The sequence below is a fragment of the Sphingomonas sp. genome, from assembly GCF_036731925.1.
Taxonomy (GTDB): domain Bacteria; phylum Pseudomonadota; class Alphaproteobacteria; order Sphingomonadales; family Sphingomonadaceae; genus Sphingomonas.
This window is the reverse complement of the sequence record NZ_DAINDJ010000002.1, coordinates 69,347-91,932: the sequence shown is the minus strand read 5'-3', so window position 1 is coordinate 91,932 and position 22,586 is coordinate 69,347. Positions and strand designations below refer to the sequence as shown.

At 67.1% G+C, this 22,586-nt stretch carries 32 protein-coding genes and 1 other RNA gene; 17 read left to right on the top strand and 16 right to left on the bottom strand.

Features of this window, described 5'->3' with window-relative positions:
* The first annotated feature begins 52 nt into the window (after positions 1-52).
* The 10 genes from V7E00_RS09935 to V7E00_RS09890 all read left to right on the top strand — a co-directional run bounded on the left by V7E00_RS09935 (position 53) and on the right by V7E00_RS09890 (position 7,910).
* The gene (locus tag V7E00_RS09935) at positions 53-2,371 is read left to right on the top strand and encodes a chemotaxis protein CheA (RefSeq protein ID WP_333572506.1); all 2,319 of its coding nucleotides are present in this window, start codon (positions 53-55) and stop codon (positions 2,369-2,371) included.
* A complete protein-coding gene (locus V7E00_RS09930; RefSeq protein WP_333572505.1) occupies positions 2,371-2,799 on the top strand; it encodes a chemotaxis protein CheW in 429 nt (142 codons plus the stop codon). The genes V7E00_RS09935 and V7E00_RS09930 overlap by 1 nt, the downstream gene beginning before the upstream one ends.
* 75 nt (positions 2,800-2,874) lie before the next feature.
* Positions 2,875-3,240 carry a response regulator gene (locus V7E00_RS09925; protein ID WP_084580508.1) on the top strand — a complete coding sequence of 122 codons (366 nt, stop codon included), beginning with the start codon at positions 2,875-2,877 and terminating at the stop codon, positions 3,238-3,240.
* Positions 3,241-3,265: 25 nt separating this feature from the next.
* Complete coding sequence (gene cheB, locus V7E00_RS09920) at positions 3,266-4,357, top strand: chemotaxis-specific protein-glutamate methyltransferase CheB (RefSeq protein WP_333572504.1); 1,092 nt, start codon at positions 3,266-3,268, stop codon at positions 4,355-4,357.
* The gene (locus V7E00_RS09915; protein ID WP_333572503.1) at positions 4,354-5,205 is read left to right on the top strand and encodes a CheR family methyltransferase; all 852 of its coding nucleotides are present in this window, start codon (positions 4,354-4,356) and stop codon (positions 5,203-5,205) included. The genes cheB and V7E00_RS09915 overlap by 4 nt, the downstream gene beginning before the upstream one ends.
* Before the next feature lie 43 nt (positions 5,206-5,248).
* Complete coding sequence (locus V7E00_RS09910; protein ID WP_333572502.1) at positions 5,249-5,950, top strand: N-acetylmuramoyl-L-alanine amidase; 702 nt, start codon at positions 5,249-5,251, stop codon at positions 5,948-5,950.
* Positions 5,951-6,067: 117 nt separating this feature from the next.
* Positions 6,068-6,586 (top strand): hypothetical protein, encoded by a 519-nt coding sequence (locus V7E00_RS09905; protein WP_333572501.1) that lies wholly within the window; start codon positions 6,068-6,070, stop codon positions 6,584-6,586.
* 41 nt (positions 6,587-6,627) lie between these two features.
* Positions 6,628-7,007: RNase P RNA component class A (gene rnpB / locus V7E00_RS09900), an RNA gene on the top strand.
* A 70-nt stretch (positions 7,008-7,077) separates the two neighbouring features.
* Positions 7,078-7,614, top strand: a complete 537-nt coding sequence (locus tag V7E00_RS09895; protein WP_333572500.1) for a J domain-containing protein — start codon at positions 7,078-7,080, stop codon at positions 7,612-7,614.
* Positions 7,611-7,910, top strand: coding sequence for a (2Fe-2S) ferredoxin domain-containing protein (locus V7E00_RS09890; protein WP_333572499.1), 300 nt, complete (start codon positions 7,611-7,613; stop codon positions 7,908-7,910). Before V7E00_RS09895 ends, V7E00_RS09890 begins: the two co-directional genes overlap by 4 nt.
* 175 nt (positions 7,911-8,085) lie before the next feature.
* Here the strand turns inward: V7E00_RS09890 and V7E00_RS09885 are convergent, their stop codons facing one another.
* From V7E00_RS09885 to V7E00_RS09835, 11 genes are all read right to left on the bottom strand, one after another.
* Positions 8,086-8,490 carry a SufE family protein gene (locus V7E00_RS09885; RefSeq protein WP_333572498.1) on the bottom strand — a complete coding sequence of 135 codons (405 nt, stop codon included), beginning with the start codon at positions 8,488-8,490 and terminating at the stop codon, positions 8,086-8,088.
* Between the two features lie 149 nt (positions 8,491-8,639).
* On the bottom strand, positions 8,640-8,885 hold the full coding sequence (locus V7E00_RS09880) for a hypothetical protein (protein ID WP_333572497.1): 246 nt from the start codon (positions 8,883-8,885) through the stop codon (positions 8,640-8,642).
* Positions 8,886-8,909: 24 nt separating this feature from the next.
* Complete coding sequence (locus V7E00_RS09875) at positions 8,910-9,185, bottom strand: hypothetical protein (protein ID WP_064313837.1); 276 nt, start codon at positions 9,183-9,185, stop codon at positions 8,910-8,912.
* Positions 9,186-9,220: 35 nt separating this feature from the next.
* Positions 9,221-9,343, bottom strand: coding sequence for a hypothetical protein (locus V7E00_RS09870; RefSeq protein WP_333572496.1), 123 nt, complete (start codon positions 9,341-9,343; stop codon positions 9,221-9,223).
* 38 nt (positions 9,344-9,381) lie between these two features.
* Entirely contained in the window at positions 9,382-9,648 is a 267-nt protein-coding gene (locus V7E00_RS09865; RefSeq protein ID WP_333572495.1) for a hypothetical protein, read from the bottom strand.
* A 13-nt stretch (positions 9,649-9,661) separates the two neighbouring features.
* The gene (locus V7E00_RS09860) at positions 9,662-9,991 is read right to left on the bottom strand and encodes a hypothetical protein (RefSeq protein ID WP_333572494.1); all 330 of its coding nucleotides are present in this window, start codon (positions 9,989-9,991) and stop codon (positions 9,662-9,664) included.
* A gap of 17 nt (positions 9,992-10,008) precedes the next feature.
* Positions 10,009-10,299: a hypothetical protein gene (locus V7E00_RS09855; RefSeq protein ID WP_333572493.1), complete on the bottom strand. Its 291-nt coding sequence runs from the start codon at positions 10,297-10,299 to the stop codon at positions 10,009-10,011.
* A 30-nt stretch (positions 10,300-10,329) separates the two neighbouring features.
* A complete protein-coding gene (pspC, locus tag V7E00_RS09850; protein ID WP_333572492.1) occupies positions 10,330-10,701 on the bottom strand; it encodes an envelope stress response membrane protein PspC in 372 nt (123 codons plus the stop codon).
* A gap of 1 nt (position 10,702) precedes the next feature.
* Positions 10,703-10,975: an envelope stress response membrane protein PspB gene (pspB, locus tag V7E00_RS09845; RefSeq protein WP_333572491.1), complete on the bottom strand. Its 273-nt coding sequence runs from the start codon at positions 10,973-10,975 to the stop codon at positions 10,703-10,705.
* A gap of 3 nt (positions 10,976-10,978) precedes the next feature.
* Positions 10,979-11,647, bottom strand: coding sequence for a phage shock protein PspA (pspA, locus tag V7E00_RS09840; protein WP_121078195.1), 669 nt, complete (start codon positions 11,645-11,647; stop codon positions 10,979-10,981).
* Between the two features lie 115 nt (positions 11,648-11,762).
* Positions 11,763-11,915, bottom strand: coding sequence for a hypothetical protein (locus V7E00_RS09835; protein WP_333572490.1), 153 nt, complete (start codon positions 11,913-11,915; stop codon positions 11,763-11,765).
* 136 nt (positions 11,916-12,051) lie between these two features.
* On the opposite strand from V7E00_RS09835, the gene pspF reads away from it, so the two are divergent.
* On the top strand, positions 12,052-13,095 hold the full coding sequence (gene pspF, locus V7E00_RS09830) for a phage shock protein operon transcriptional activator (RefSeq protein ID WP_333572489.1): 1,044 nt from the start codon (positions 12,052-12,054) through the stop codon (positions 13,093-13,095).
* A 55-nt stretch (positions 13,096-13,150) separates the two neighbouring features.
* On the opposite strand, the gene V7E00_RS09825 is transcribed toward pspF, so the two are convergent.
* Entirely contained in the window at positions 13,151-14,026 is an 876-nt protein-coding gene (locus tag V7E00_RS09825) for an alpha/beta hydrolase (protein WP_333572488.1), read from the bottom strand.
* A 212-nt stretch (positions 14,027-14,238) separates the two neighbouring features.
* On the opposite strand from V7E00_RS09825, the gene V7E00_RS09820 reads away from it, so the two are divergent.
* On the top strand, positions 14,239-15,258 hold the full coding sequence (locus V7E00_RS09820) for an extracellular catalytic domain type 2 short-chain-length polyhydroxyalkanoate depolymerase (protein ID WP_333572487.1): 1,020 nt from the start codon (positions 14,239-14,241) through the stop codon (positions 15,256-15,258).
* Positions 15,259-15,305: 47 nt separating this feature from the next.
* On the opposite strand, the gene V7E00_RS09815 is transcribed toward V7E00_RS09820, so the two are convergent.
* Positions 15,306-15,707 carry a winged helix-turn-helix transcriptional regulator gene (locus V7E00_RS09815; protein WP_333572486.1) on the bottom strand — a complete coding sequence of 134 codons (402 nt, stop codon included), beginning with the start codon at positions 15,705-15,707 and terminating at the stop codon, positions 15,306-15,308.
* 103 nt (positions 15,708-15,810) lie between these two features.
* Here V7E00_RS09815 and V7E00_RS09810 point away from each other — a divergent pair, with 103 nt between their 5' ends.
* On the top strand, positions 15,811-16,584 hold the full coding sequence (locus V7E00_RS09810) for an SDR family oxidoreductase (RefSeq protein ID WP_333572485.1): 774 nt from the start codon (positions 15,811-15,813) through the stop codon (positions 16,582-16,584).
* A gap of 277 nt (positions 16,585-16,861) precedes the next feature.
* Here the strand turns inward: V7E00_RS09810 and V7E00_RS09805 are convergent, their stop codons facing one another.
* Together V7E00_RS09805 and V7E00_RS09800 are read right to left on the bottom strand one after the other, a co-directional pair.
* Complete coding sequence (locus V7E00_RS09805; RefSeq protein WP_333572484.1) at positions 16,862-17,941, bottom strand: 1,9-bis(guanidino)-5-aza-nonane synthase; 1,080 nt, start codon at positions 17,939-17,941, stop codon at positions 16,862-16,864.
* 187 nt (positions 17,942-18,128) lie between these two features.
* Positions 18,129-19,358 carry a type III PLP-dependent enzyme gene (locus V7E00_RS09800; RefSeq protein ID WP_333572483.1) on the bottom strand — a complete coding sequence of 410 codons (1,230 nt, stop codon included), beginning with the start codon at positions 19,356-19,358 and terminating at the stop codon, positions 18,129-18,131.
* Positions 19,359-19,512: 154 nt separating this feature from the next.
* Between V7E00_RS09800 and V7E00_RS09795 the strand changes: the two genes are divergently transcribed.
* The 4 genes from V7E00_RS09795 to V7E00_RS09780 all read left to right on the top strand — a co-directional run bounded on the left by V7E00_RS09795 (position 19,513) and on the right by V7E00_RS09780 (position 21,880).
* On the top strand, positions 19,513-20,481 hold the full coding sequence (locus V7E00_RS09795; protein ID WP_333572482.1) for a threonine ammonia-lyase: 969 nt from the start codon (positions 19,513-19,515) through the stop codon (positions 20,479-20,481).
* Positions 20,453-20,665, top strand: a complete 213-nt coding sequence (locus tag V7E00_RS09790; protein ID WP_333572481.1) for a hypothetical protein — start codon at positions 20,453-20,455, stop codon at positions 20,663-20,665. The genes V7E00_RS09795 and V7E00_RS09790 overlap by 29 nt, the downstream gene beginning before the upstream one ends.
* Positions 20,666-20,691: 26 nt before the next feature.
* On the top strand, positions 20,692-20,835 hold the full coding sequence (locus V7E00_RS09785; protein WP_333572480.1) for a hypothetical protein: 144 nt from the start codon (positions 20,692-20,694) through the stop codon (positions 20,833-20,835).
* A gap of 157 nt (positions 20,836-20,992) precedes the next feature.
* A complete protein-coding gene (locus tag V7E00_RS09780) occupies positions 20,993-21,880 on the top strand; it encodes an alpha/beta hydrolase (RefSeq protein WP_333572479.1) in 888 nt (295 codons plus the stop codon).
* 13 nt (positions 21,881-21,893) lie between these two features.
* Here V7E00_RS09780 and V7E00_RS09775 read toward each other — a convergent pair whose 3' ends face one another.
* Positions 21,894-22,550, bottom strand: a complete 657-nt coding sequence (locus V7E00_RS09775) for an alpha/beta hydrolase (RefSeq protein WP_125977433.1) — start codon at positions 22,548-22,550, stop codon at positions 21,894-21,896.
* Positions 22,551-22,586 lie beyond the last annotated feature (36 nt).

Here is a 22,586-nt window from a genome sequence, read left to right as displayed (position 1 = left end):
GGAATTAACCCTCGGCCGCCATGGTGGTCCTGGAAATTTCCACCGGGGCCCCATGGACGACCTGCTGCAGGACTTCATCGCCGAGACGCGCGAGACGCTCGAGGCGCTTTCGGGCGAGATCGTTGCCTGGGAGTCGCAGCCCGACGACCGCGCGCGTCTCGATGCCATCTTCCGCTTCGTCCACACCGTGAAGGGAAGCTGCGGCTTTCTGGACCTGCCGCGGCTGGAGCGGCTGGCGCATGCCGCCGAGGATGTGCTGGCGCAGGTGCGCGACGGCGCGCGCGTGCCCGATCGCGCGCTGGTCAATGCGGTGCTGGCGGTGGTCGATCGGATCGGGGAGATCGTCGAGGCGATCGACGCCGGGGTGGCACTGGCCGACAGCGGCGAGGAACTGCTGATCGCTGCACTGGAAGAAGGATCCGAAGAAATCGTGCTGCCGGCGGCGGTTGCGCAGCGGGCCCCTTCGCGCAGCGTGCGGCTGGGCGTGGATCTGCTCGACCGGATGATGAGCGGCATGTCCGAGATGGTGCTGGCGCGCAACGAACTCGCCCGCCGGCTGCGAGCGGGTGAGGTGGATCCGGCGGTGGAGGCGGCGCTGGAGCGCCTCTCGCTGACCGTGGGCGAGATGCGCGACACGGTGACGCGTACCAGGATGCAGAAGATCGACGCGCTGTTCTCGCCCCTGCCGCGTATGGTGCGCGATACGGCTGCGGGTCTGGGCAAGTCGGTGGCGCTGCACATCGACGGATCGGACGTCGAACTGGACCGCGAGATGATCGAGGTCATGCGCGATCCGCTCGTTCACATCATCCGCAACGCGATCGATCATGGCATCGAGGCGCCGGCCGAGCGCCGCGCCGTCGGCAAGCGCGAGGCGGGGCGGCTGGCCGTCTCCGCGCGCCAGTCGGGCAATCAGATCATCGTCGAAATCGCCGATGACGGGCGCGGCGTGAATGTCGAGCGGCTGATCCAGAAGCTGGCGGCGAGCGGCGTGCGTTCCGAACGCGACCTGCGCGCGCTGCCAGACGCCGCCAAGCTGGAGCTGATGTTCCACCCCGGCCTGTCGAGCAAGGACAGCGTCTCCGAAGTCAGCGGCCGCGGCGTCGGCATGGACGTGGTGAAGGCGAGCATCGACCAGATCGGCGGCCGGGTCGAGCTGGACAATATCCCCGGCAAGGGCCTCCGCATCGCCATTCATGTCCCGCTGACGCTGTCGATCATCTCGGCGATCATCGTCGGGGCGGGCAAGCAGCGCTTCGCCATTCCGCGTCAGTCGATCGAGGAAATCGTCAGCGAGCGGGGCGATGCGATCCGGATCGACCAGCTGGGCGGGACGCCGATCGCCACGGTGCGCGAGCGGCGCATGCCGTTGCTCGACCTGGGCCATCTGCTGGAGCTGTGCCTGAACCGCGGGCAACAGGGGCCGCGGATGCTGGTGATCGTGGGGGCAGGCGCGGGGAGCTATGCGCTCGCGGTCGACGAAGTGCTCGACAACGAGGAACTGGTGATCAAGCCGGCGTCGCCCGCGGTGATGGCGACGGGGATCTACGCCGGGCAGACCCTGCCCGATTCCGGCCTGCCGATGCTGCTGCTCGACTGCGCGGGCATGGCGCGCGTGGGCGGGCTCGATTTCAGCCGCGACCTGAACGCCGCGTTCGGCGATCCGGCGGCCGATGTCGTCGCACCCGGCCTGCCCGCGCTGCTGTTCGACGATCTGGATGGGGTGCGCCGGGCGGTACCGCTGACCGCCGTCGACCGGGTCGAGAAGGTTTCGGCCGCGCAGGTGCAGCTGGCTGCGGGAAGTCACCGGCTGGCGATTGACGGGCGGATCGTGCCGCTGGCGATGCAGGGATCACTCGACGGGCGCGAGCGATTGAGCGTGCTGCGGCTGAAGGACGAGGATGCCGAAGTCGCCTACGCAATCCACGAGGCGATCGAGATCGTGACCCTGCCGGCGGAGATCGCCCCGGCGCGCTCTCCGGGCGCTGCGATGGGAGTCGCGCTGGTCGAAGGCGAGCAGATCGAAGTGCTGGACGTGCTGTGGGTGTTCGACACGCATGTGGACCGCGTAGCGGCGGCGGATGCGCCGCTTTGCCTGCTCGCGGGGGACAAGGACGGCTGGCTGGCGACCTTCGTGCGGCCGCTGCTGGAGACCGCAGGCTATCGCGTGGCGGCGCACCTCGAGCCGGGCGAGATCCCGGCGGTGGTGCTTGCCGCCGATGCCGCCGAGCCGGTCACCCCTGCTGCGCCGGTGGTGCGCCTGCGCCGCAAGCGCCAGGCCGAACCGGGCGACGACAGCGTCTATCGCTATGACCGTGCCGGGCTGCTCTTCGCGCTGGAGGCGCGGGTCGGCGCACGGGGAGGGTGCTGATGGCACAGCAGCTCTATCTGATCGCAGAGGTGGCGGGCCGCACCGTCGCGATCGATTCGGACCAGGTCGAATCGGTGGTCGACATCGGCGAGGTGACGGCGGTGCCGCGTGCCGCAAAGGCGGTGCGCGGGCTGGCTGCGCTGCGCAGCCGCGTGGTCACGGTGGTGGATACCGAGGCGGCGCTGGGCCTGAACGGCTGCACGCTGGCACGTCGGGCGGTGATCACCCAGATTGACGGGCACCATTATGCGATGCTGGTCGATACGCTGGAAGACGTGGCGCCGTTCGAGCTGCGCCCGCTTGCCACCGGCATCGCGCTGGAGGGCAGCTGGCGCGATGCGGCGCGCGGGCTGGTCGAACGCGACGGCGAGCCGATTCTCGTCGTCGATCTGGCGGCGCTGGTCCCGGCATCGGCGCTGCTTTCCTGAACGCGATTAACGCGACGCTTACACCTTCGCACGTACTGTGGAATTTCAGAGACGCCTGCCAGGGGATCAGGGACCATGAAGACGTGCCTCGTCGTGGACGATTCGAAAGTGATCCGGAAAGTTGCCCGGCACATCCTCGAAACCCTTGATTTCGAAGTGCGCGAGGCCGGCGACGGCCGCGAAGCCCTTGATTCCTGCTTGGCCACCCCTCCCGATGTGGTGCTGCTGGACTGGAACATGCCGGTGATGAGCGGCATGGATTTCCTGCGCGCGCTCAAGAATTCCGGCCTGGAACAGCGGCCGAAGGTGGTGTTCTGCACCACCGAGAACGGCATGGCCTATATCCGCGCGGCCATTGAAGCCGGCGCCGACGAATATGTGATGAAGCCGTTCGATCGCGAAACGCTGGAAAGCAAGCTGCAGATCGTCGGCGTCGCCTGATACCTCTCCGCCGGAGCGCGCCCGCGTGACGAGCCAGCCCATTCCCCATCCGTCGGAGCCGGCCACTGCCCTCGCACCTGGCCGCGTGCTGATCGTCGACGACTCGGTCGTCGCCCGTTCGGTGCTGAGCCGGATGATCGAGGGTACGCGCCGATTCCGTGTCGCCGCCGCGCTGAGCGAGGCGCGGGCGGCGCTCGACTATCTCGCCCGCGAGACTGTCGACATCATCCTGCTCGACATCGCCATGCCCGGTATCGACGGGCTCACTGCGCTGCCGGACGTGGTCGCTGCGGGCAAGGGCGCGAAGGTGCTGATCGTCTCCTCCTCGGCAGACGAAGGCGCTGCGACAACGTTGCAGGCGCTCGCGCTGGGCGCTGCCGATACGCTGGTGAAGCCGGGCGTGGGCGCATTCGGCGGCCGCTTCGCTGAGGTGCTGGAGGAACGGCTCGCCAAGCTGTTCGACATGCCGGGCGACCCTGTCGCTACCTGCGCGACCGCAGCGTCGCCGCGGGTGACAAGCGCCGGTGCCGCCGTGCAGCTCGATCCCTTCCACATCGTCGCGATCGGCGCCTCCACCGGCGGCATCCACGCGCTCAGCCAGCTGTTCCGCCAGATCCCGGCGAGCTTCCAGCTGCCGATCCTGGTCACCCAGCATCTTCCGCCCAGCTTCATGAGCTATTTCGCGACCCAGCTTGCCGTGCTCGGCAGCCGGCCGTGCGACGTGGCGACGGATCGGATGCGGATCCGGCCCGGCCGCATCGTCATCGCGCCCGGCGAAGCGCATCTGAAGGTCGTCCGCACGTCGGAGGGAGCCGCGATCCGGCTGAGTACCGAATGGGTGCGCAGCGGCTGCATGCCCTCGGTCGACCCGATGTTCGACAGCATTGCCGAGGTGTTCGGCGCCCGTGCGCTGGGCGTGGTGCTGAGCGGCATGGGGCGCGATGGCTGTGACGGTGCCGGGCGGCTCGTCGATGCCGGTGCCAAGGTGCTGGTGCAGGACCAGGCGACCTCTGTCGTGTGGGGGATGCCCGGTGCCGTGGCGACGGCGGGGCGCGCGAGTGCGGTGCTGCCGCCGGAAGAGATTGGCCGGCTGATTGGCCGGGGAGGCGCGCGATGATCGAGAATATGGCGCTCAGTGGCGGGGCGATGCAGCTGATCGGCGCGCTGCTCGAACAGCGCACCGGCCAGCAGATCGCCGCCAATCGCGCATGGCGCATCGAAACGGCGCTGAAGCCGGTGCTGCGCGAGCGCGGCCTGCCGAGCCTCGATGCGCTGGTGGGGCAGCTGCTGGGCGCGCGATCCGGCGAACTTGCGGATCAGGTAGTGGACGTGCTGCTCAACCAGGAAACCAGCTTCTTTCGCGACGTGGCGGTGCTCGAACAGATCGCGGCCGCCGCAGTGGCGATGCAGGCGGAGGCCGGCCACCGCCGGCTGCGCATCTGGTCGGCCGGTTGCTCCACGGGCCAGGAGCCGCTGTCCCTGGCGATGCTGTTCGCCGAGAAGGCGGAGGCCTTCCCCACGCCGCCGGAGATCGTGGCAACCGACGTCTCCGCCGCCGCGCTCGCCCGCGGGAAAGCGGGTCGCTATTCGCAGTTCGAGATCCAGCGGGGCTTGCCGGTGCGCCGGATGGTCGAATGGTTCGACACCGAGGGCGGCGATTGGGTCGCGCGGCAGGAGCTGGTGCGCCGTATCCAGTTCCGCCAGCAGAACCTCACCGCCGACGTGCCGCCGCCGGGCAGGTTCGACATCATCCTGTGCCGCAACGTCATGCTCTATTTTTCGCTGCCGCTGCGCCGCCAGGTCTTCGATCGGCTGGCGACTGCGATCCAGCCGGGCGGGCTGCTGGTGCTGGGGGCGGGGGAGACGGTGATCGGGCTGACCGAGCATTTCACCCCGAGCGAGGCGTTCCGCGGCTTCTACCGTCCCGCCGATGCGGGGCCCGCGACGTTGGCCGTGGCGGGCTGATCGCGGCGGATTGCCAGCGCCGACACGCGCAGTAGAAGAATGCATGACCAGCGGACTGGATATCCTTGACGCCCCGTCGCCGAATTTCGGCGAACGACTGTCCCCCGTCTCCATGATCGTGCTGCATTACACCGGCATGGAAAGTGGCGAGGCGGCGCTGGCGCGGCTGCGCGATCCCGAGGCGCAGGTCTCCGCGCACTATTTGATCGAGGAGGATGGTCGCATCTTCCGCCTGGTTGGGGAGGACAAGCGCGCCTGGCATGCCGGCCGGGCCCACTGGCGCGGCATCGACGACGTGAATTCGGCATCGATCGGCATCGAGATCGTCAATCCGGGCCATGAATTCGGGTATCGGCCGTTCACGCCCGAGCAGATGAGCTCACTGATTCCGCTGGTCGCGGACATCAAGGAGCGCCACGGCATCACCCGCGGCAACGTCGTCGGCCATTCGGACGTGGCGCCGGCGCGCAAGCAGGACCCGGGCGAGCTGTTCAACTGGCACGCGCTGGCCCGCCTGCGGCTCGCGCTGCCGCGGCCGACGCGCAACCTGGTCGATCCCGGCTGGCCCGAAGGCGGCTTCATGCTGGCGCTGGAGCGGTTCGGCTATGACGTGACCGATCCTGTGGCGGCGGTCACCGCCTTCCAGCGGCGGTTCCGCCCCGAGCTGATCGACGGCGAGATCGACATGGAGTGCCGCTGCATCCTGCTCGCGCTGCTGCTGCCCCGCCCGCAAGGCGACGACTAGAACGGCGAATCGCCCTCCGGTAACCATGATTGGTTACGGAATTCTAAGCGAATTCTGGTGTGGTGCCCACCGGAGGTACTAACGGTGAGCATGTCGATTCGCGGTGGAGCGGCCCCGTTGGGGCCGGTACATGTACGGCTGACGGGATTGGTTCGCGGCGACGACAAGGGCCCCGGAATCGGCATCGTCAACGCGCCCACTGCAGCCGAGGCCACGGCCGAACTCCACCGCGTGGCGCGCGTCGCGGGTGCGGACAAGGTGGTGAGCGTCGCTGCGGACTATCGTCGCGCCGCGCTCGCCGGCGGGACGACCAGCACGCAGTGGCGCATCGAGGTTCAGGCCTGGGGGACCGCGATGGGTCCCGTGAAGACCGAACCAAGCGACGATGCCGAGGACAAGCGCGATTCCGAGGCCGCGAAGGCGAAGGCAAAGGACCAGGACGCGGCGAAGAAGGCCGGCGACGCGCAGGATGCGCGGGACGAGGTATCGCAGGCGAAGGCGGATAGCGCGGCGACGGAACAGGCGGCTACGCAGCAGGCCGATGCGGCCGCAGCCCCGCAGGCGAGCGCCGATACGGGCAGTTCGGCCGATCCCGGAACGCCACCGCCCGCTTCTGCCCCGTCTGCGGATCGCTGAACCGCTTGCGCGCCGGCGCGGAGCCGCTAGAGCGGTCCGCGCCAGAGGGTCGGGCGGCCGCCGCTTGCAGCGATGCAAGGGGAGGAAAGTCCGGGCTCCACGGAACGACGGTGGCGGGTAATGCCCGCCGGGGGTGACCCCAGGGAAAGTGCCACAGAGAGCAGACCGCCCACTGCCTCGGTTCGCCGAGGTAAGGGCAAGGGTGAAAGGGTGCGGCAAGAGCGCACCGCGCGACCGGTAACGGAAGCGGCTTGGTAAACCCCACCGGGAGCAAGACCGAATAGGGACGGCACATGCGCCTCGTTCCGGCGCGTCGTCCGGGTTGGTTGCTGGAGCGGCGGAGCAATCCGTCGCCTAGAGGAATGGTCGCCTATCCCTCGCAAGGGGTGGACAGAACCCGGCTTACAGACCCTCTGGCATTTGATTTTGGCAGGTGCTGCGGTGCGGCAGGCTCTGGCCTTTGGCGGCCCCCATGCCTATTTGGGCGAGTTATGGCGCGACACACGCGATCGATGGACTGGGGTTTTCCCCGCTGGCGCGAATATGGCTCGGAGCGCGAGGCCGCGCGCGTGCGCCTGTGCGACCGCGACGGCTGCGACAAGCCGGGCGACCGGCCCGCGCCCAAGTCGCCGAACAACCCGGATCGCTGGTATTTCTGCGAGGAACATGCCGCGGAGTACAACCGCAACTGGGACTATTTCGCCGGCCTGACCGCGGAAGAGGCGGCGCAGCGCGAAGCGAACGAGCGCCGCACGGCGAACGGCTATGCCCATTCGGCGACCAACAGCTGGGCAGGCCCGGGCGACGGCAGCCGCTCGCGCGACGAGATGAAGGCGCTGGAAGTGCTGGAGCTGGAGGTCGACGCGAGCTTCGAGGCGGTGCGCGGCGCCTGGCGACGGCTCGCCAAGGAATATCACCCGGACGTGCGCCCGAACGACGCCGCCGCGGCGAAGCAGTTCCAGGCGATCCAGGCGGCGTACGACGTGCTCAAGACCGCCGAGGACCGGCGCCAGTGGAAGCCGCAATGACCCAGCTGGTCGCCTCTAACTGGGGCAATGCGGTGCTGGTCTGCGGAAAATGCTCGAAGAAGCTCGGCGGCGGGTTCGGGCCCAAGGGCAAGACCTCGCTTACCAAGGCGCTCCGCAAGGAGTTCGGGCTCGGCAAGGGCCGCAAGGCGGAGGTCGGCGTGGTCGAGACCAAGTGCCTGGGCGTGTGCCCGGGGGGCGCGGTGACCGTGGTGAACGGCGCGCAGGCCCGCGAGTGGCTGATCGTGAAGAAGGGCGCCGATCTGGAAGAGGTCGGCAAAGAGCTCGGGCTCTCGTAGCGTCTCCTCTCCCTTGAGGGAGAGGATAGCGTAGCTTGGCGGCGTGCCGCCTAGCGCAGCTTGGAGAGGGTGAGCGACGCGTCAGCGTCGCGCGAGGCAGCGCCTCGCTGTGCCCCTCTCCCTCCCACCGCCTTTGGCGGCGGGCCCCTCCCTCTCCCCGGAGGGGAGAGGGGTTTTACGCGTAGCGCGCCGCCGTTTCCCGGATCAGTGCGATCATGTTGGGGATGCCCTGGGTCCGGTTCGAGCTGAGCTGGGCCTTCAGGTCGAACGGCGCCAGCGCGCCCTCGATGTCCGTTGCCTGGATCTCCGCGGGCGTGCGGTCCTGCACGGTCAGCAGCACCAGCGCGATGATGCCCTTGGTGATCGCAGCATTGGAATCCGCCAGGAAGTGCAGCCGGCCGTCGTCCAGCCGGGTGGGATAGACCCATACCGCGGCCGAGCAGCCGCGCACCAGCGTTGCATCGGTCTTGAGCGGTTCGGGCATCGCCTCGAGTGCCTTGCCGAGATCGATCAGCAAGCGATAGCGATCGTCGGCGTCGAGAAACCCGTATTCTTCCTGGAGATCGTCGAGGCTGGTCATGGCGTCCGCGCTAGCCTGAGCCCGCGCGCTTTTCCAGCCTCGTGCTTACTTGGCCATCGGTGCGTCGTAGCGCAGGCCGAGCCGGGGGCGGGGGGGGCGCACCGGCGCCGGGGCGGGCTTGGCCTCCGCCACCGGCGGGGTTGCCTGGCTCACAGGTCCACCCCGGCGGCGATCGCTTCCAGCTTGCGGATACGTTCCTTGAGGTCGGCCAGCTCGATGCGGGAAGCTGGGCTGGGCATCGTCGCGACTGGTTCGGGCCGGCGGAGCTCCACCAGTTCGCGGTGCTTCAGCGCCAGCCAGCCGCGCCAGCCGGACAGCGCGGCGGCAGTGATCATGCCCAGGCCGGCCAGGCCCGATACGGCAAGGGTGATGGTGGTCTGCGGGTCGACGGTCATGGGGTTCGCTCCCAGAAACATGGCTCAGATCCGGTTCTTGTCGCGCAGCTTCTCGATCTCGTGGTCGAGCCGCAGGCTGTTCTCGTTGTCGGTGATGACGCGCTCCAGCACCTGGACGCGTTCCTTGAGGGCGCGGATCTCGTCGCGCAGTCGTTCGGCCTCGAGCTTTTCGGCCGGATCGCGGCTTGCCAGTCCTTCCAGTCGGCCGTCGCGGCCCTTCACAACGCCGTAGCGCGCCTGGAGAACCTTGCCGATCGTGATCACGACGATGATGGCCACGACCATTTCGAACGGGTTCATTGCACCTTACTCCCCTAATCGGCGCATGCGGCGCCTCAGTTTGCTGCCTGCGCTGCCTCGGCAGCGCGGAGGGCGCGGCGGCGGGGGCGATCGCGGCTTTCGGCGAGGGCAATAGCTCCCCCGCACAGCGCGGCAAGCACTGCGAGCATGATAATCATCGAAATTTCCTTGCTTAGAAGAAGGTGTAAACGTTTCTTCAGTTCAGCGGCGCATCGCGCAGCTTCTCGATCTCTTCGGCCAGCCCAATACCGCGATCGGTGATGATCCGTTCAAGGACCTGGACCCGCTGCTCCAGCCGTGCGGTCTGGGCGGCGTATTGCGCGGCCTTTTCAGCCGTCATCTGGGCCTCGATTTCCATGCGGCGTTCCCAGAGCTTGAACAGCGGGCGGAAGAAGACACCGCCGATAATCGCCACGAGGCCGCAGCTGATACCGAGGATCGGGATGAGAATGGGGGAAAGCATGATCGCGTTCCTTTCAGTTCGAGCGGCCGCGGAGCGCTTCGATCTCGCGATCGAGCTGGTGCGCGCCGTCGGTCACGATGCGTTCGACATTGGCGAGCCGGTCCTTGATCGAGCCGAGCTCGGCGCGCAGCTGGGCATTTTCCTGGCTGAGCAGTTTGATCCGCTCGATCGCCTCGTCGTTGCGCTGCGGGTACACCGCCTTGCCCCAGCTGTTTTCCAGCGGATAGCCGTTCTTGACGCGGAGCCAGGTGGTGAAGAGCCAGCCGGCGACAGCGGCAAATCCCATGGCGATGCCCGAAAGGATGATCCAGGGCAGGAAGGGGGCGAGGGCTAGTTCGATCATCGGTGGTCTCCTCGAGTTCAGCGCAGCGCGTCGATGGCGCGGGCGGTGCGCTCGGCGGGATCGGTGGCGATCCGTTCGAGCACGGCGATCCGGTTTTCCAGCCGGCTGATCTGGCCTGCGAGCCGTTCGTTGTCGGCTGCGAGCAGGTCGATCTTCCTCGCGGCGTCGGCATCGATCTTGTCGATATTCTTGCCGTTGTCGTCGCTGATCGAATAGCCGTGCCTGGCGCGGATCCAGTTGTTGGCCAGCCACCCGAGGGTGGAGATCGCTACCAGTGCGATCACGAAGCCGGGGCCACTCCAGTCCATCCTCTTCCCTCCCTGTTGACCGCCTGCGCCTCAGCGCAGGCTGTCGATCTCGTCGGCGAGCCGGGTGTTGCGGCTCGTGTAGAACAGCTCGATGTCGGCGAGCCGGCGATCGATGTCGCGGAACTTCGAGCGGACCTCGGCGGTCGAGCGCTTGGGGCTCGACCGGACACCCTGCCAGAAGCGTTCGTCTTCCGGCGTGTCGTAGAGGCCCACCGGCTTGGGGTTCGCGATCCAGGCGATCACGAAATAGCCCAAGGCTACCCAGCCGGTGGCGACGGTGAGCAGCACGGTGGCCACTCGCACCCAGGTCACGTCGATCCCGGTGTAATCCGCCAGGCCGGCGCAGACGCCCATGAACTTGCGGTTCTGCTTGTCGAGATAGAATTTGGTGCGAGCGGACATCTCAGTTCCTCCGTGAAGGATCGTAGGGGGCCGGCTCAGGGCGTTGCGCCGAGTGCGGGCGGTAGTCGGGGTTGTCGGCGGCGATGATGCGTTCGACCGTCACCAGCCGGTCTTCGAGCATCCGCGCCGTGCGGTAGAGGTCGTCGAGCAGGTTCTCGTCTTCCCGGGTGATCGTCCCGGCCTGCTTCCACTTGGTCACATAGTGGAAGACGATCCAGGGCAGTCCGATGAAGAGGATAGCGCAGATGAAGACCGGGATGAGGAAGTCGTTCACGCATCAGGCTCCCTTGTTGAGACGAGCCTTCAGTGCCTCGAGTTCGGCATCGACCTTTTCCGACGAGCGGAGTTCGGCGATTTCCTCTTCGAGCGTCTTCGGGTTGCCACCCAGGCCCATCGCATCGGCGCGACCTTCGGCCAGATCGACGCGGCGTTCCAGGATGTCGAAGCGCGAGAAGGCGTCCTGCATCTTCGACCCGTTGGTCATCTCCCGCAAGCGGGCGCGGTTGTTGGCGCTTTCCAGCCGGGCGACGACCGAGTTCTGCCGAACGCGCGCCTCGCGCAGCTTGTTCTGCAGCTTGTTGATGTCCTCTTCCGAGGCGCGGAGCGCGTCGTCGAGCACCGCGATCTCCTGCTGCAGCTGGTCGCACATGTCGGCGGCCTTCTGGCGTTCGACCAGTGCTGCCTTGGCGAGGTCCTCGCGGTCCTTCGACAGGGCCAGCTCTGCCTTCTCGGTCCAGCTTTCCTGAAGCTTTTCCAGCTTGGCGATGTGGCGGCGCATTTCCTTCTGATCGGCAATGGTGCGAGCCGCACTGGCGCGAACCTCGACCAGCGTTTCCTCCATCTCGAGGATGATCATGCGGATCATCTTCGCCGGATCTTCGGCCTTGTCGAGCAGGTCGGTGACGTTGGCGGCGATGATGTCGCGGGTTCGCGAGAAGATACCCATGATATTGCGCTCCTTCGTATGTTCTTTGGGGGTGCCGCCGGAAGGGATGGGGGCCCTTCCGGCGGCCCCGGCACGGCAAGGGAATGTCGTGCCGGGGAGACCTCGTGTGCCCGCCTCAGGCGATCGCCGGGGCCACCGCGCCAGCGGTGAGAACCACGCTGGCGAGGAAGGCGAAGGAAACCGCCACGAAGGCGTTGCGGAGGGTGTGGATCTGGTTGGTCATCGTCTTGTTCCTGAACCTTGGTAGGTTGAAGTTGGTGCCCGTCATCGGGCTTGCCTCCATCTTTGCAGGAGGCGTGCCAGTTTCTGAAAACGACGGAAAAGCGTCATTTTGACTCCGACTACAAATGTAGTTCACAAAAACAGGCTTGCTAACAGTTGGGAAAATTCGCCAAGCTTGGGGAATGGAGCGGACTACCCAGGTCATCGGCCAATCCTCGGCCTTTCTAGACGCGCTGGAACGCGCCAGCCGGGCGGCTGCGCTGGACCGGCCGGTGCTGGTGATCGGCGAGCGCGGGACCGGCAAGGAGCTGGTCGCCGAGCGTCTCCACCGCCTAAGCCCGCGCTGGGACCAGCCGCTGGTCACGATGAACTGCGCCGCGCTGCCGGAGACGCTGATCGAGGCCGAGCTGTTCGGGCACGAAGCCGGTGCCTTCACCGGTGCCACCAAGGCGCGCACCGGGCGGTTCGAGGAGGCCGATGGCGGCACGCTGTTTCTCGACGAGCTTGGTACGCTCTCGATGGGCGCGCAGGAGCGACTGTTGCGCGCGGTGGAATATGGCGAGATCACGCGGATCGGCTCCTCGCGCCCGGTGCGGGTGGACGTTCGCATCGTCGCGGCGACCAACGAACATCTGCCGCACCGGGTAGAGAAGGGCACGTTCCGCGCCGATTTGCTCGATCGGCTGTGCTTCGAGGTGGTGACGCTGCCGCCGCTGCGCCATCGCAGTGGTGACGTCGAGGTGTTGGCGGACTTCTATGGCCGCCGCATGGCTTCCGAGCTGGGCTGGCAGGAGTGGCCGGGTTGGGGCCCGCACGCGCTGGATGCGCTGCTTTCCTATGACTGGCCGGGCAATGTCCGCGAGCTGCGCAACGTGGTGGAGCGGGCGGTCTATCGCTGGGAGCAGGGCGGGCCGATCGACCGCATCGAGATCGATCCCTTCGCCTCGCCCTATCGCCCGCGGCCGATGGCGTCGTCGATGAGCCCCATGGAAAGGCCGGCCGAGGCTGCAGCGCCCCCCGCGCCGGCGGCGCAGCCAGCGTCCGAGCCTGCGGACCTGGGCGGCGACTTCAAGACGCGGGTGTCGCGCTTCGAGAAGCAGCTTCTCTCCCAGGCGCTGGCGGAACACCGGTTCAACCAGCGCGCGACCGCCGAGGCGCTGGGGCTCACCTACGACCAGCTGCGCCACGCACTGCGCCGGCACGATCTGCTGGGGGCGGGCGGGTAGTTGTTGCGATAGGTTCTCAATAGTATCGAGAATCGGTCTCAACAAGTCGCGGTAGCTAATCGTCGAATGCGTGCGCCGCGATGAAATCCGCCACCTGCTTCCCTTGCGGCGTCTCCGGCGTGATGATGTTGAAATGGTCGGCACCGCCGGGCGCTAGCTTCACCACCGTATCTCCCGAGGCGAGCGCCGCCTGGGTGTAGGGCGTCGTCATCATGCCCAGCGCGCCGACGACGATCAGCTGGTGGACGCCGAGCGGCAGATGGTCCTGCGGGCTGGCCAGTCCATAGGCCGCGGGCCGCTCGGCGGGGGTGCCGCCCATGAACGACACGATCGCCGGCGTGCGGCATAGGTCCGCGTCGATCCCCACAAATGGCGCCAGCGAACCCGGCCCGTCGATCGCCACCGCCGTCACGGGGCGCACGGCCATCGTTCCGGCAATCGGGTCCTTGAGCTTCGGGCGGGAGGCGACCCACAGCGCCAGATGCGCGCCCGAGCTATGGCCCACCACCGCCACATGCGTGAGGTCCAGCGGCTGCGCGGCGGCGAGCACCGCCAGATAATCCGTCGCCGCGGCAATGTCCTCGAAGGTGCCGGGATAGCCGCCACCGGGGTTGCCGGTGCGACGATACTCGATGTTCCAGCTGGCGATGCCGCGCGCTGCCAGTGCCTCGGCGAGTGGCGCGGTGCCCTGCCAATCCTCCATCCCTGCATTCCAGCAGCCGCCATGGATCACCACCGCGACCGGGAAGGGGCCCTTGCCCTTGGGCAGGCGCAACTCGCCCTTCTGCAGCGGATCGGCGCCGTAGCGGGCGATCAGCGTCGGTTCCGGCAGTCGGGTCTTTGCCGCGTTGAGAATGCTGCGGGAATCGGATTGGGCGAGCGCGGGAACCGCAGCGGCTACCAGCAAGAGCGGCAATATCGAGCGGTGCATCGGTGCAATCCTGTTCTTGCGAAGCGGCCGGAGCGTCGCCCTCCGTTTTTTGTACGCAACCCTCGGGTCGATTGCGAGCGCCAGCCCGGCGCAGTTCATTTCACTTCGCGGGCGCAGCGCGATGTGATAGAGGAAGCGACAGGTCGCATGCGCGTTCAGCGGCTGCCGCGAGCAGCCGAGACGCATTTCGTCATACTCACCGGGGGGTGAAGATGCGCGCCTTTCTCATGTTTTTGTCGTCGCTTGCGCTGTGCTGGCCGGGCTTTGTCACTGCTCAGGAACTTCCGGCACTGGGTGCGGATCCTGCCAAAGTCTCCGTCTCGGGACTTTCCTCGGGCGGCTTCATGGCGGTGCAATATGCTGTCGCCTGGTCGAGTGAGGTGAGGGGTGTCGGCGTGATCGCGGGAGGCTTGTACAACTGTGGTGCCGTGTTTCGCGCGGCCGGGGCCAAGCCGTTCTGCATGGACCGGGCCTGGTCCCCCGCGCGGAGCTGGGACGCGGTAACCGGGTTCGCACGCGATCGCGTGATCGATCGGGCGGCCAACATCGCCAGGCAGCGCGTCTATTTGTTCAGCGGCAGCAAGGATTCGGTGGTGGCGCCGGCGGTGATGCAGTCACTCCGCGAATTCTACGCGCTGGCTGGCGTTCCAAGGTCCGCGCTGCGCAATGTCGACACGCTGCCGGCGAGCCATGCCTTTGTTTCCGCAGCCATTGTCGGTGGCCAATGCGGCGACACGAACGCGAGCTTCGTCGTCTCGTGCCGCTACGAAGGGGGCTATTATGATCAGCCCTACGCAATCCTGAACCACATCTATGGGCTGAAGGCGCGCCCGCCGGCTGTCCTCTCCGCCGCGCCGACGCCGTTCGACCAGCGCCTGTACCGGGGACGCCCGGCGATGCTGGCGAACACCGGCTTTGTCTTTGTGCCTGCCGCGTGTCGGGAACGAGGTGCGGCGTGCGCGGTGCATGTGGTGTTCCATGGCTGCCTGCAGAGTGCCGACACGCTCGGCAGCGACATCGTCTATGCGCGGCTCGGCTATAACCGCTGGGCGGACAGCAACCGGATCATCATGCTCTATCCGCAGGTCGACAAGACAACCGTTGCGGAGGGTAACCCGCTAGGCTGCTGGGACTGGTGGGGCTATAGCGAGCCGTTCGGCTTCCAGCTGCGGCACGGCCTGCAGATCGACGCGGTGCGGCGAATGGTGGCGCGGCTGGAGCAGCAGCCCTGAGAGCATCTCCGGGTAGTGATATCGCGGACCCGTACGCGACGTGAATATCACCCCTTGGTGATGCGGTGATCGAACGCCGCGCGTGACGCTTCAATTCGCTCAAGATTGGCGGCGGCCCACAGCCACACCCCGCAGAACGCCTCGCCCAGGCTCTGGCCAAGATCGGTAAGGCGATAGTCCACGCGCGGGGGGATCACCGGATGGATGGTGCGAATGACCAGGCCGTCGCGCTCCATCTGGCGCAGCGTCTGGGTGAGCATCTTCTGGCTGATCCCGGGCACTGCCTTGCCGACCTGGGTAAAGCGCAATTCGCCCTGCTCGGCCAGCGCCTCCAGGATCAGCATCGTCCATTTGTCGGCGACGCGCCCGATCACGTCCGTCACCAATGCCTCGACGCGCGGATCGATTTCGGCGGGACAGGGCTTGGCAGCGGTGGGAAGGGCGGCCATCGGGTCACTCTCTTTCAGGTGCGTATAAATCTTTCGGGTGCCTTCTTTCGTTAGGAGCCTAGCGGCGTACATCGCCGCCAGCAATTCAGCATTGGAGGCTATGATGAAGACCAGCGGGAACACCATCCTGATCACCGGCGGCGGCTCCGGTATCGGCGCGGCACTCGCGCACCGCTTCCACGATGCGGGCAACACCGTGATCGTCGCAGGGCGGCGGCGCGAGGCACTGGAGGCGGCGTGCGAAGGGCGTCCGAACCTGCATGCGCTGACTCTCGACGTGGAAAGCGCCGACGGCGTGGCGGACTTCGCGAGCCGGCTGCTCGCCGCGCATCCGAACGTCAACGTGCTGGTCAACAATGCGGGGATCATGCGGTTCGAGGCGCTGGACACCAAGCGGGACCTCGCCGATGCCGAGGCGACCATCGCCACCAACCTGCTCGGTCCGATCCGGCTGATCGATGCGCTGATCGAGCATCTCGCGGCGACGCCCGACTCGGCGATCGTTAACGTGACCTCGGGGCTCGCCTTCGTGCCGCTGGTGACGACGCCGACCTACAGCGCCACCAAGGCGGCCTTGCATAGCTATACCGTTGCCTTGCGCGCGGCGCTGGAGGGGCGCGTGGAAGTGATCGAGCTCGCGCCGCCGGGCGTGCAGACGGACCTCACGCCGGGCCAGGCCCAGCGCCCGCATTATCAACCGCTCGAGGCGTTCGCCGACGAGGTGATGGCGCTGTTGGGCGGAACTCCGACGCCGCGCGAAGTGCTGGTCGAGCGTGTTCGCGCCTTCCGCAATGCCGAGCGCAACGGCAATTTCGACGAGACGCTGTCGCAGCTTACGTCCTTCGCCAAGGCCGAGCGCGAGGCGGTGGAGGGGTGAGCCACCCTTCTTAAGTCCCTCCCGCTCGGAGGAGGGGTTTGGGGGGGAGGGATTCCAGAACGTAGCTTGGTCTCTGCGAGACACGGCCCCACCCCAAAACCCCTCCCCTGAAGGGGAGGGGCTATATGCCCACAGCAAAACGGCCGGGGATCGCTCCCCGGCCGTTTCGTTTTCCGGATGGGCCGTCGCGGGAGTTAATCCCGCGACGTCGGACGCGGCGGCGCCGCGCCGGCCGGCCTTCGCCGTCTCAGGGCGAGCGGGGCTCGCCCTGTGCGGCTCAGGCGAACAGTTTCGCCCAGCCGCGCTTGGCGCGGTCCTTCCAGTAGCCGCGGTGATAGGCGTCGCTGGCCAGCAGCGGCATCACCGAACCGGCTTCCGCGAACACCATCTGCTCGATGCCGGTGTTCACCTTGCCCCAGCTGGCGGCTTCCTGCAGCGTCGAGGACGAGCAGGCGCCGTCGCGCACGTCGGCCACGGTGATTTGCACCGCATACTTGTGCACTTCCACGTCCTCATGGCCGAGGATTTCGGCGCAGACGACGGTGTCCTGGATGAAGTTCTTCGGCACGCCGCCGCCGATCATCAGCAGGCCGGTGGTGCCCGCCTGGATCTTGATCTCGGTCAGCTCGCGGAAGTCCGCCACCGCGTCGATCATCAGGTACGGCTTGCCCGCCTTCATCTGGTCGACCTGGTGCTTGACGAGGCCGAAGCCGGCCGAGCTGTCGACGAACGCCGGGCAGAAGATCGGCACGTCATGCTCATAGGCGAGCTTGACGAGGCTGTTTTCCTTCTTGCCGTGCTCCGACAGATACTTGCCCATCTCGCGGATGAACGCGCGGCTCGAATAGGCGCGCGGCTCCAGCTCGTTCGCGATCTTGTTGATCGTGAAGTCGCAGTCCTGGAGCTGCTCCTCGTCGATGTACGTGTCGTAGATGCGGTCGATATAGAGCGAGCGCAGCGTGTCGTCGTCGGGGATCTCAAGCGCCTGATAGTGCTTGTGGCCCAGGCCCTCGAAGAAATCCATGTCGACGATGGTGGCGCCGGTGGCGACGATCACGTCGACCATGTTGTTGCGCACCAGATCCGCATAGAGGTCCATGCAGCCGCCGGCCGAGGTCGAGCCCGCGATGACGAGGCAGACCGTGCAGTCCTTGTCGGCCAGCATGTCGTTGTAGATCTTGGTCGCGCGGCCGAGATCGCGGCTGGTGAAGCTCATGTCGCTCATCGCGTCGACGATAGGACGCGCGTCGAAGCTCTTGATGTCGATGTGCTTGACCTGCTTGGAAAGCAGCTCGGCCTTGCGGGTATCGTTGATCGGGGCGTTGGCCGCCGCGGTCTTGGTGAGGGTGTCGGACATGGGAACTCCCAATACTTCCTATGGCCGCCGTCATTCAAAGGGGACGCGGAAACCCATAATGCCCCTTCCGCTTGCGGGAGGGGTTAGGGGAGGGGCTGTTCGGCCGCTCCCAACCAGGAATACGCCATGCCCTCCCCCGACCCCTCCCGCAAGCGGGAGGGGAGCGAGGTCGGATAGGCCGTGTAGATTACAGCTTGACGACGTTCGACGGGGTGGCGGCAGCCGCCTCGTCTTCGCCGGTGTAGAGCGAGACCATCGGCTCGTCATCGACGATCACCGTATCACCCGCCGTGAAGCCGTTGAAACCCGTACGCATCGCCGCACCATAGGCGCCGAGCATGCCGATCTCGATATAGTCGCCTGCCTGGATGTCGGCCGGCAGCTCGAACGGGCCCGCCATGCGATCCATGTCGTCGCAGGTGGGACCATAGAAGCTGAAGCCGATGTCCTTGGCGTTCGAATCCGGCTCGCGAAGGAGACGGACCGGGAAGCGCCAGCCGATATGGGCCGCATCGAACAGCGCGCCATAAGCACCGTCGTTGATGTACAGCTCATCGCCGCGACGACGCTCGACGCGCACGATCAGCGAGCTGTACTCGGCGCACAGCGCACGGCCCGGCTCGGCCCACAGCTCTGCCGAATAGGAAATCGGCAGGCTTTCGAAGGCGCGGTGGATCGTCGCGAAATAGCGCTCGAGCGGCGGCGGCTCCATGCCGGGATAGCTGGACGGGAACCCGCCGCCGACATCGACGACGTCCACGGTGACGCCCGCCTCGACGATGGCGGCGCGGGCGCGCTCCATCGCATTGGCATAGGCTTCCGGCGACATCGCCTGGCTGCCGACATGGAAGCAGATGCCCAGGGCATCCGCCACCTGGCGAACCGCGATCAGCAGGTCCTTGCTCTCGCCCGGGCCGACGCCGAACTTCGACGCGAGGCTCAGCTTCGAGTGATCCGACGAAACGCGGAGGCGTACGCACAGCGTGAGATCGGTGGCGCCCTTGGTGGCGCGGACGATCTTGTCCAGCTCTTCCATGCTGTCCAGGCTGAAGACGCGAACGCCGTGCTCGAAATACGCCTCGGCGATGGCTTCCTCAGCCTTTACCGGGTGCATGAAGCACAGGGTTGCTTCCGGCGCGACATCGGCGACGAGGCGGACCTCGGCGATCGATGCGACGTCGAAATGCGTGATTCCGCTCTCCCACAGGATCTTGATGAGATCCGGCGAAGGATTGGCCTTCACGGCATACATCGAACGACCCGGGAACTTCTCTGCGAAGAACCGGGCCGCACGCGATGCGGCGTGCGGGCGGACGAGCGTTACCGGCTGGACCGGACGAAGCTTAGCGATATCGGCCACGCGGGTGGTGCCGACGAGGGTGGTCGCTAACCCCAGCGCGCGATGATGCTTGTGCAACTCAAGGGACCTCCAAATGCCGTGAGGCAAACATTGACGAAAAGCTGCCTTGCGGTTGGAAGTCCCATGGGGCAGCGGAGGAGCGCACATATGCGCGTCGGACCCCCGTGTAAAGTGATTCCGGGGTCCGTTTTTTCACGGTGAGGGATGCCCTGTGACGATTTTGCGACAGCCCACCCGCGCAGGCGTTCGCGATGCGGCCGCCAAGGTGGCGGCCATCCTGCCGCCGACGCCTCTGCTGGTGCAGGCGGTGCGCGGCGTACCCGTCGCGTTCAAGGCCGAAAGCCTGCAGCCGATCGGCGCCTTCAAGATCCGGGGAGCATGGCACCGGCTGACGGCGCTGGACGATCGGGTGCGGGACAAGGGCGTCGTCGCCTTCTCGTCGGGCAACCATGCGCAGGGCGTCGCCTGGGCGGCGAAGCGGCTGGGGATTCCCGCGGTGATCGTGATGCCGGCGGACGCACCGAAGGTGAAGCTGGAGGCGACGCTGGCACTGGGCGCGGAAGTGGTGCGCTACGATCGCCGCAGCGAGAGCCGTGAGAAAATCGCCCAGCAGCTCGCCCATGCGCGCGGTGCCGCGCTGGTGCCGAGCTTCGACGACCCCTGGATCATCGAGGGGCAGGGCAGCGCCGGCATCGAAGCCGCGAAGCAGATGGCGGACGCGGGGCTGGAGGCGCCGGCGCGGGTGCTGGTGCCGTGTGGCGGCGGCGGCCTCTCCGCCGGGATCGCACTGGCGCTTGCCGAGGCGGAAGTGGTGCCAGTCGAGCCCGAGGGATGGGACGACATGCGCCGCAGCCTCGAGGCCGGCTGGATCGAACCGGTAGGGGACAGCCCGCCGCCCACTTCGTGCGATTCCCTGCAAACCCAGCGGGTTTCGTCGCTCACCTTCGACGTGCTTTCCCGCCGCGGCGCGACGGGCGTCGCCGTAAGCGAATCGGAGATACGGTCTGCGCAGCGCTGGGCTGCCGCGAAGCTGCGGTTGGTGGTCGAGCCCGGCGGGGCGGCGGGTATCGCCGCGTTGCTGGCGGGAAAGATCCCGGCGGAACCTGGAACGCTGGTGATCGTTTCGGGCGGCAACGTGGACCAGGAGGATTATGCGCGAACGCTCGGGAGCACGAAATGATCTCGGCAATCCCGTCGGCGGCGCCATTGCTCGCGTGGCCAGCATCGGCACGCTTGCGCTCGGTCACTTCCTTTGGTTCGCGCTCCGCATCGCCTATCGCAGCGAGCCTCGGGTTGCGGCGGCCGCGGCGTGCGGCTGCGTTTGTCTGGTCACGGGGCTGACGATATGGGTGGTGGCGACCTGAGCGGCCTTTCCGGGCTGCATCCGCTGATGACGAGCATCGCCGTGCTGGCGGTTCTGGCGCTTGCCTGGGGCGGGGTGACGGTACTGCGGCGCGGCGACCGGCAAAGGGGCGTGCTGATGCTGATCTGCGCGCTGGTGATACTGGGTAACGTGCTGATCTGGACGGTGTAGAGCCGCCCGCGTGCTCCCCACGGTAGTCCTTCCTCGGCTCCTGCCGCAGGCGGAAGGAGTAGGCAGGTCGTGCAGGTCGTTACATCTTGCGACCTGTTTTGATTCGTTCCTGCTCGTCTTCCTGCGATAGGATGCATCAACAGCGGGAGATGCCGGAATGCGCGCGATCGGATGGATGGTGGCTGGGCTGCTTCTCGCCGGGGCGCCGGTGCTCGCGCACCAGCAGGCGGCGTCGCTATCGCCGGTTGCCATCGCGCCGAAGCGGGACTTGGCCTATGGCGCGCTGGCCGAGCAGAAGCTGGATTTCTTCCCACCGGTCACCCGCACCCGCACGGCTCCGCCGCTGATCTTGTTCGTGCATGGCGGCGGCTGGGAACACGGCAACAAGGACAATGCGACCGGATCGGCCAAGATCCGGCATTTCACGCAAGCGGGCTATGCCTTGGCGACGGTCAACTATCGGCTGGTGCCGGGCGCCACCGTGGAGCAGCAGGCGCAGGACGTGGCGGCGGCGATCGCCTGGCTGGTGGCGCATGCCCGCGAACTGGGCTTCGATCCCAATCGCATGGTGCTGATGGGGCATAGCGCCGGTGCGCATCTCGCCGCGCTGGTCGGCACTGATCCGCGCTACATGCACGGGCAGAAACTGATGCTCGACCAGCTGCGCGGCGTCGTGCTGCTCGATGGCGCCGCCTATGACGTGCCGGCGCAGATGGCGGATGCCGGGCGCTTCATGGCGCCGATCTATGCAAAGGCCTTTGGCAGTGACCCGGCGCGGCAGCGCACGCTGTCGCCCATCGCGCATACGGCGGGTCCCAACGTGCTCTCGTTCCTGATTCTGCACGTCCAGCGCGAGGACGGCGCCCGCCAGGCCGCCGCGTTGGCTGCAGCGCTGCGTGCCGAAGGATCGAAGGTGGAACTGCAGGGCTTTCAAGGCCGGGGCCTGCGCGGCCATGTGGCGATGAACCGCCAGCTCGGCGAGGCGGATTCTCCCGCCACCGCCGCCGTCGATCGCTGGCTCAGCGCAACCTTCGCGCCGCGCTGAGCCAAGTCGATCCTCAGCGGATCGGGCAGTTCGGGTCGAGCCGCATGTCGAGATAGCGGTCGACGGAACCCATCAGCTGATCCATCTCGTGCTCGAAGAAATGGTTCGCGCCGGGCACGGTGTCGTGGTGGATGGTGATGTGCTTCTGGGTGCGCAGCTTGTCGACCAGCTTCTGCACTGCGCCGGGCGTCACCACCTCGTCCTGCTCGCCCTGGATGATGATGCCCGAGCTGGGGCAGGGCGCGAGGAAGGTGAAGTCGAACATGTTCGCCGGCGGCGCGACCGAGATGAAGCCGCGAATTTCCGGGCGGCGCATCAGCAGCTGCATGCCGATCCACGCGCCGAAGCCGAAGCCGGCGACCCAGGTCGACGACGCTTCGGGGTGGAAGCTCTGCACCCAGTCGAGCGCGCTGGCGGCATCCGAAAGCTCGCCGATGCCGTTGTCGAAGGTGCCCTGGCTCTTGCCGACGCCGCGGAAATTGAACCGCAGCGTGGCGAAGCCCCGGCGCTGGAAGGTCTTGTAGAGATCCTGCACGATGCGGTTGTTCATCGTGCCGCCCGCATTGGGATGCGGGTGGAGGATCATCGCGACCGGTGCGCGCGGGCGCGGAGCGGGGGCGAAGCGGCCCTCGAGGCGGCCTTCGGGTCCGGGGAAAATGACTTCGGGCAAGGCGGATCCTGTTCAATAGGGAGATGCGCGGTGGAG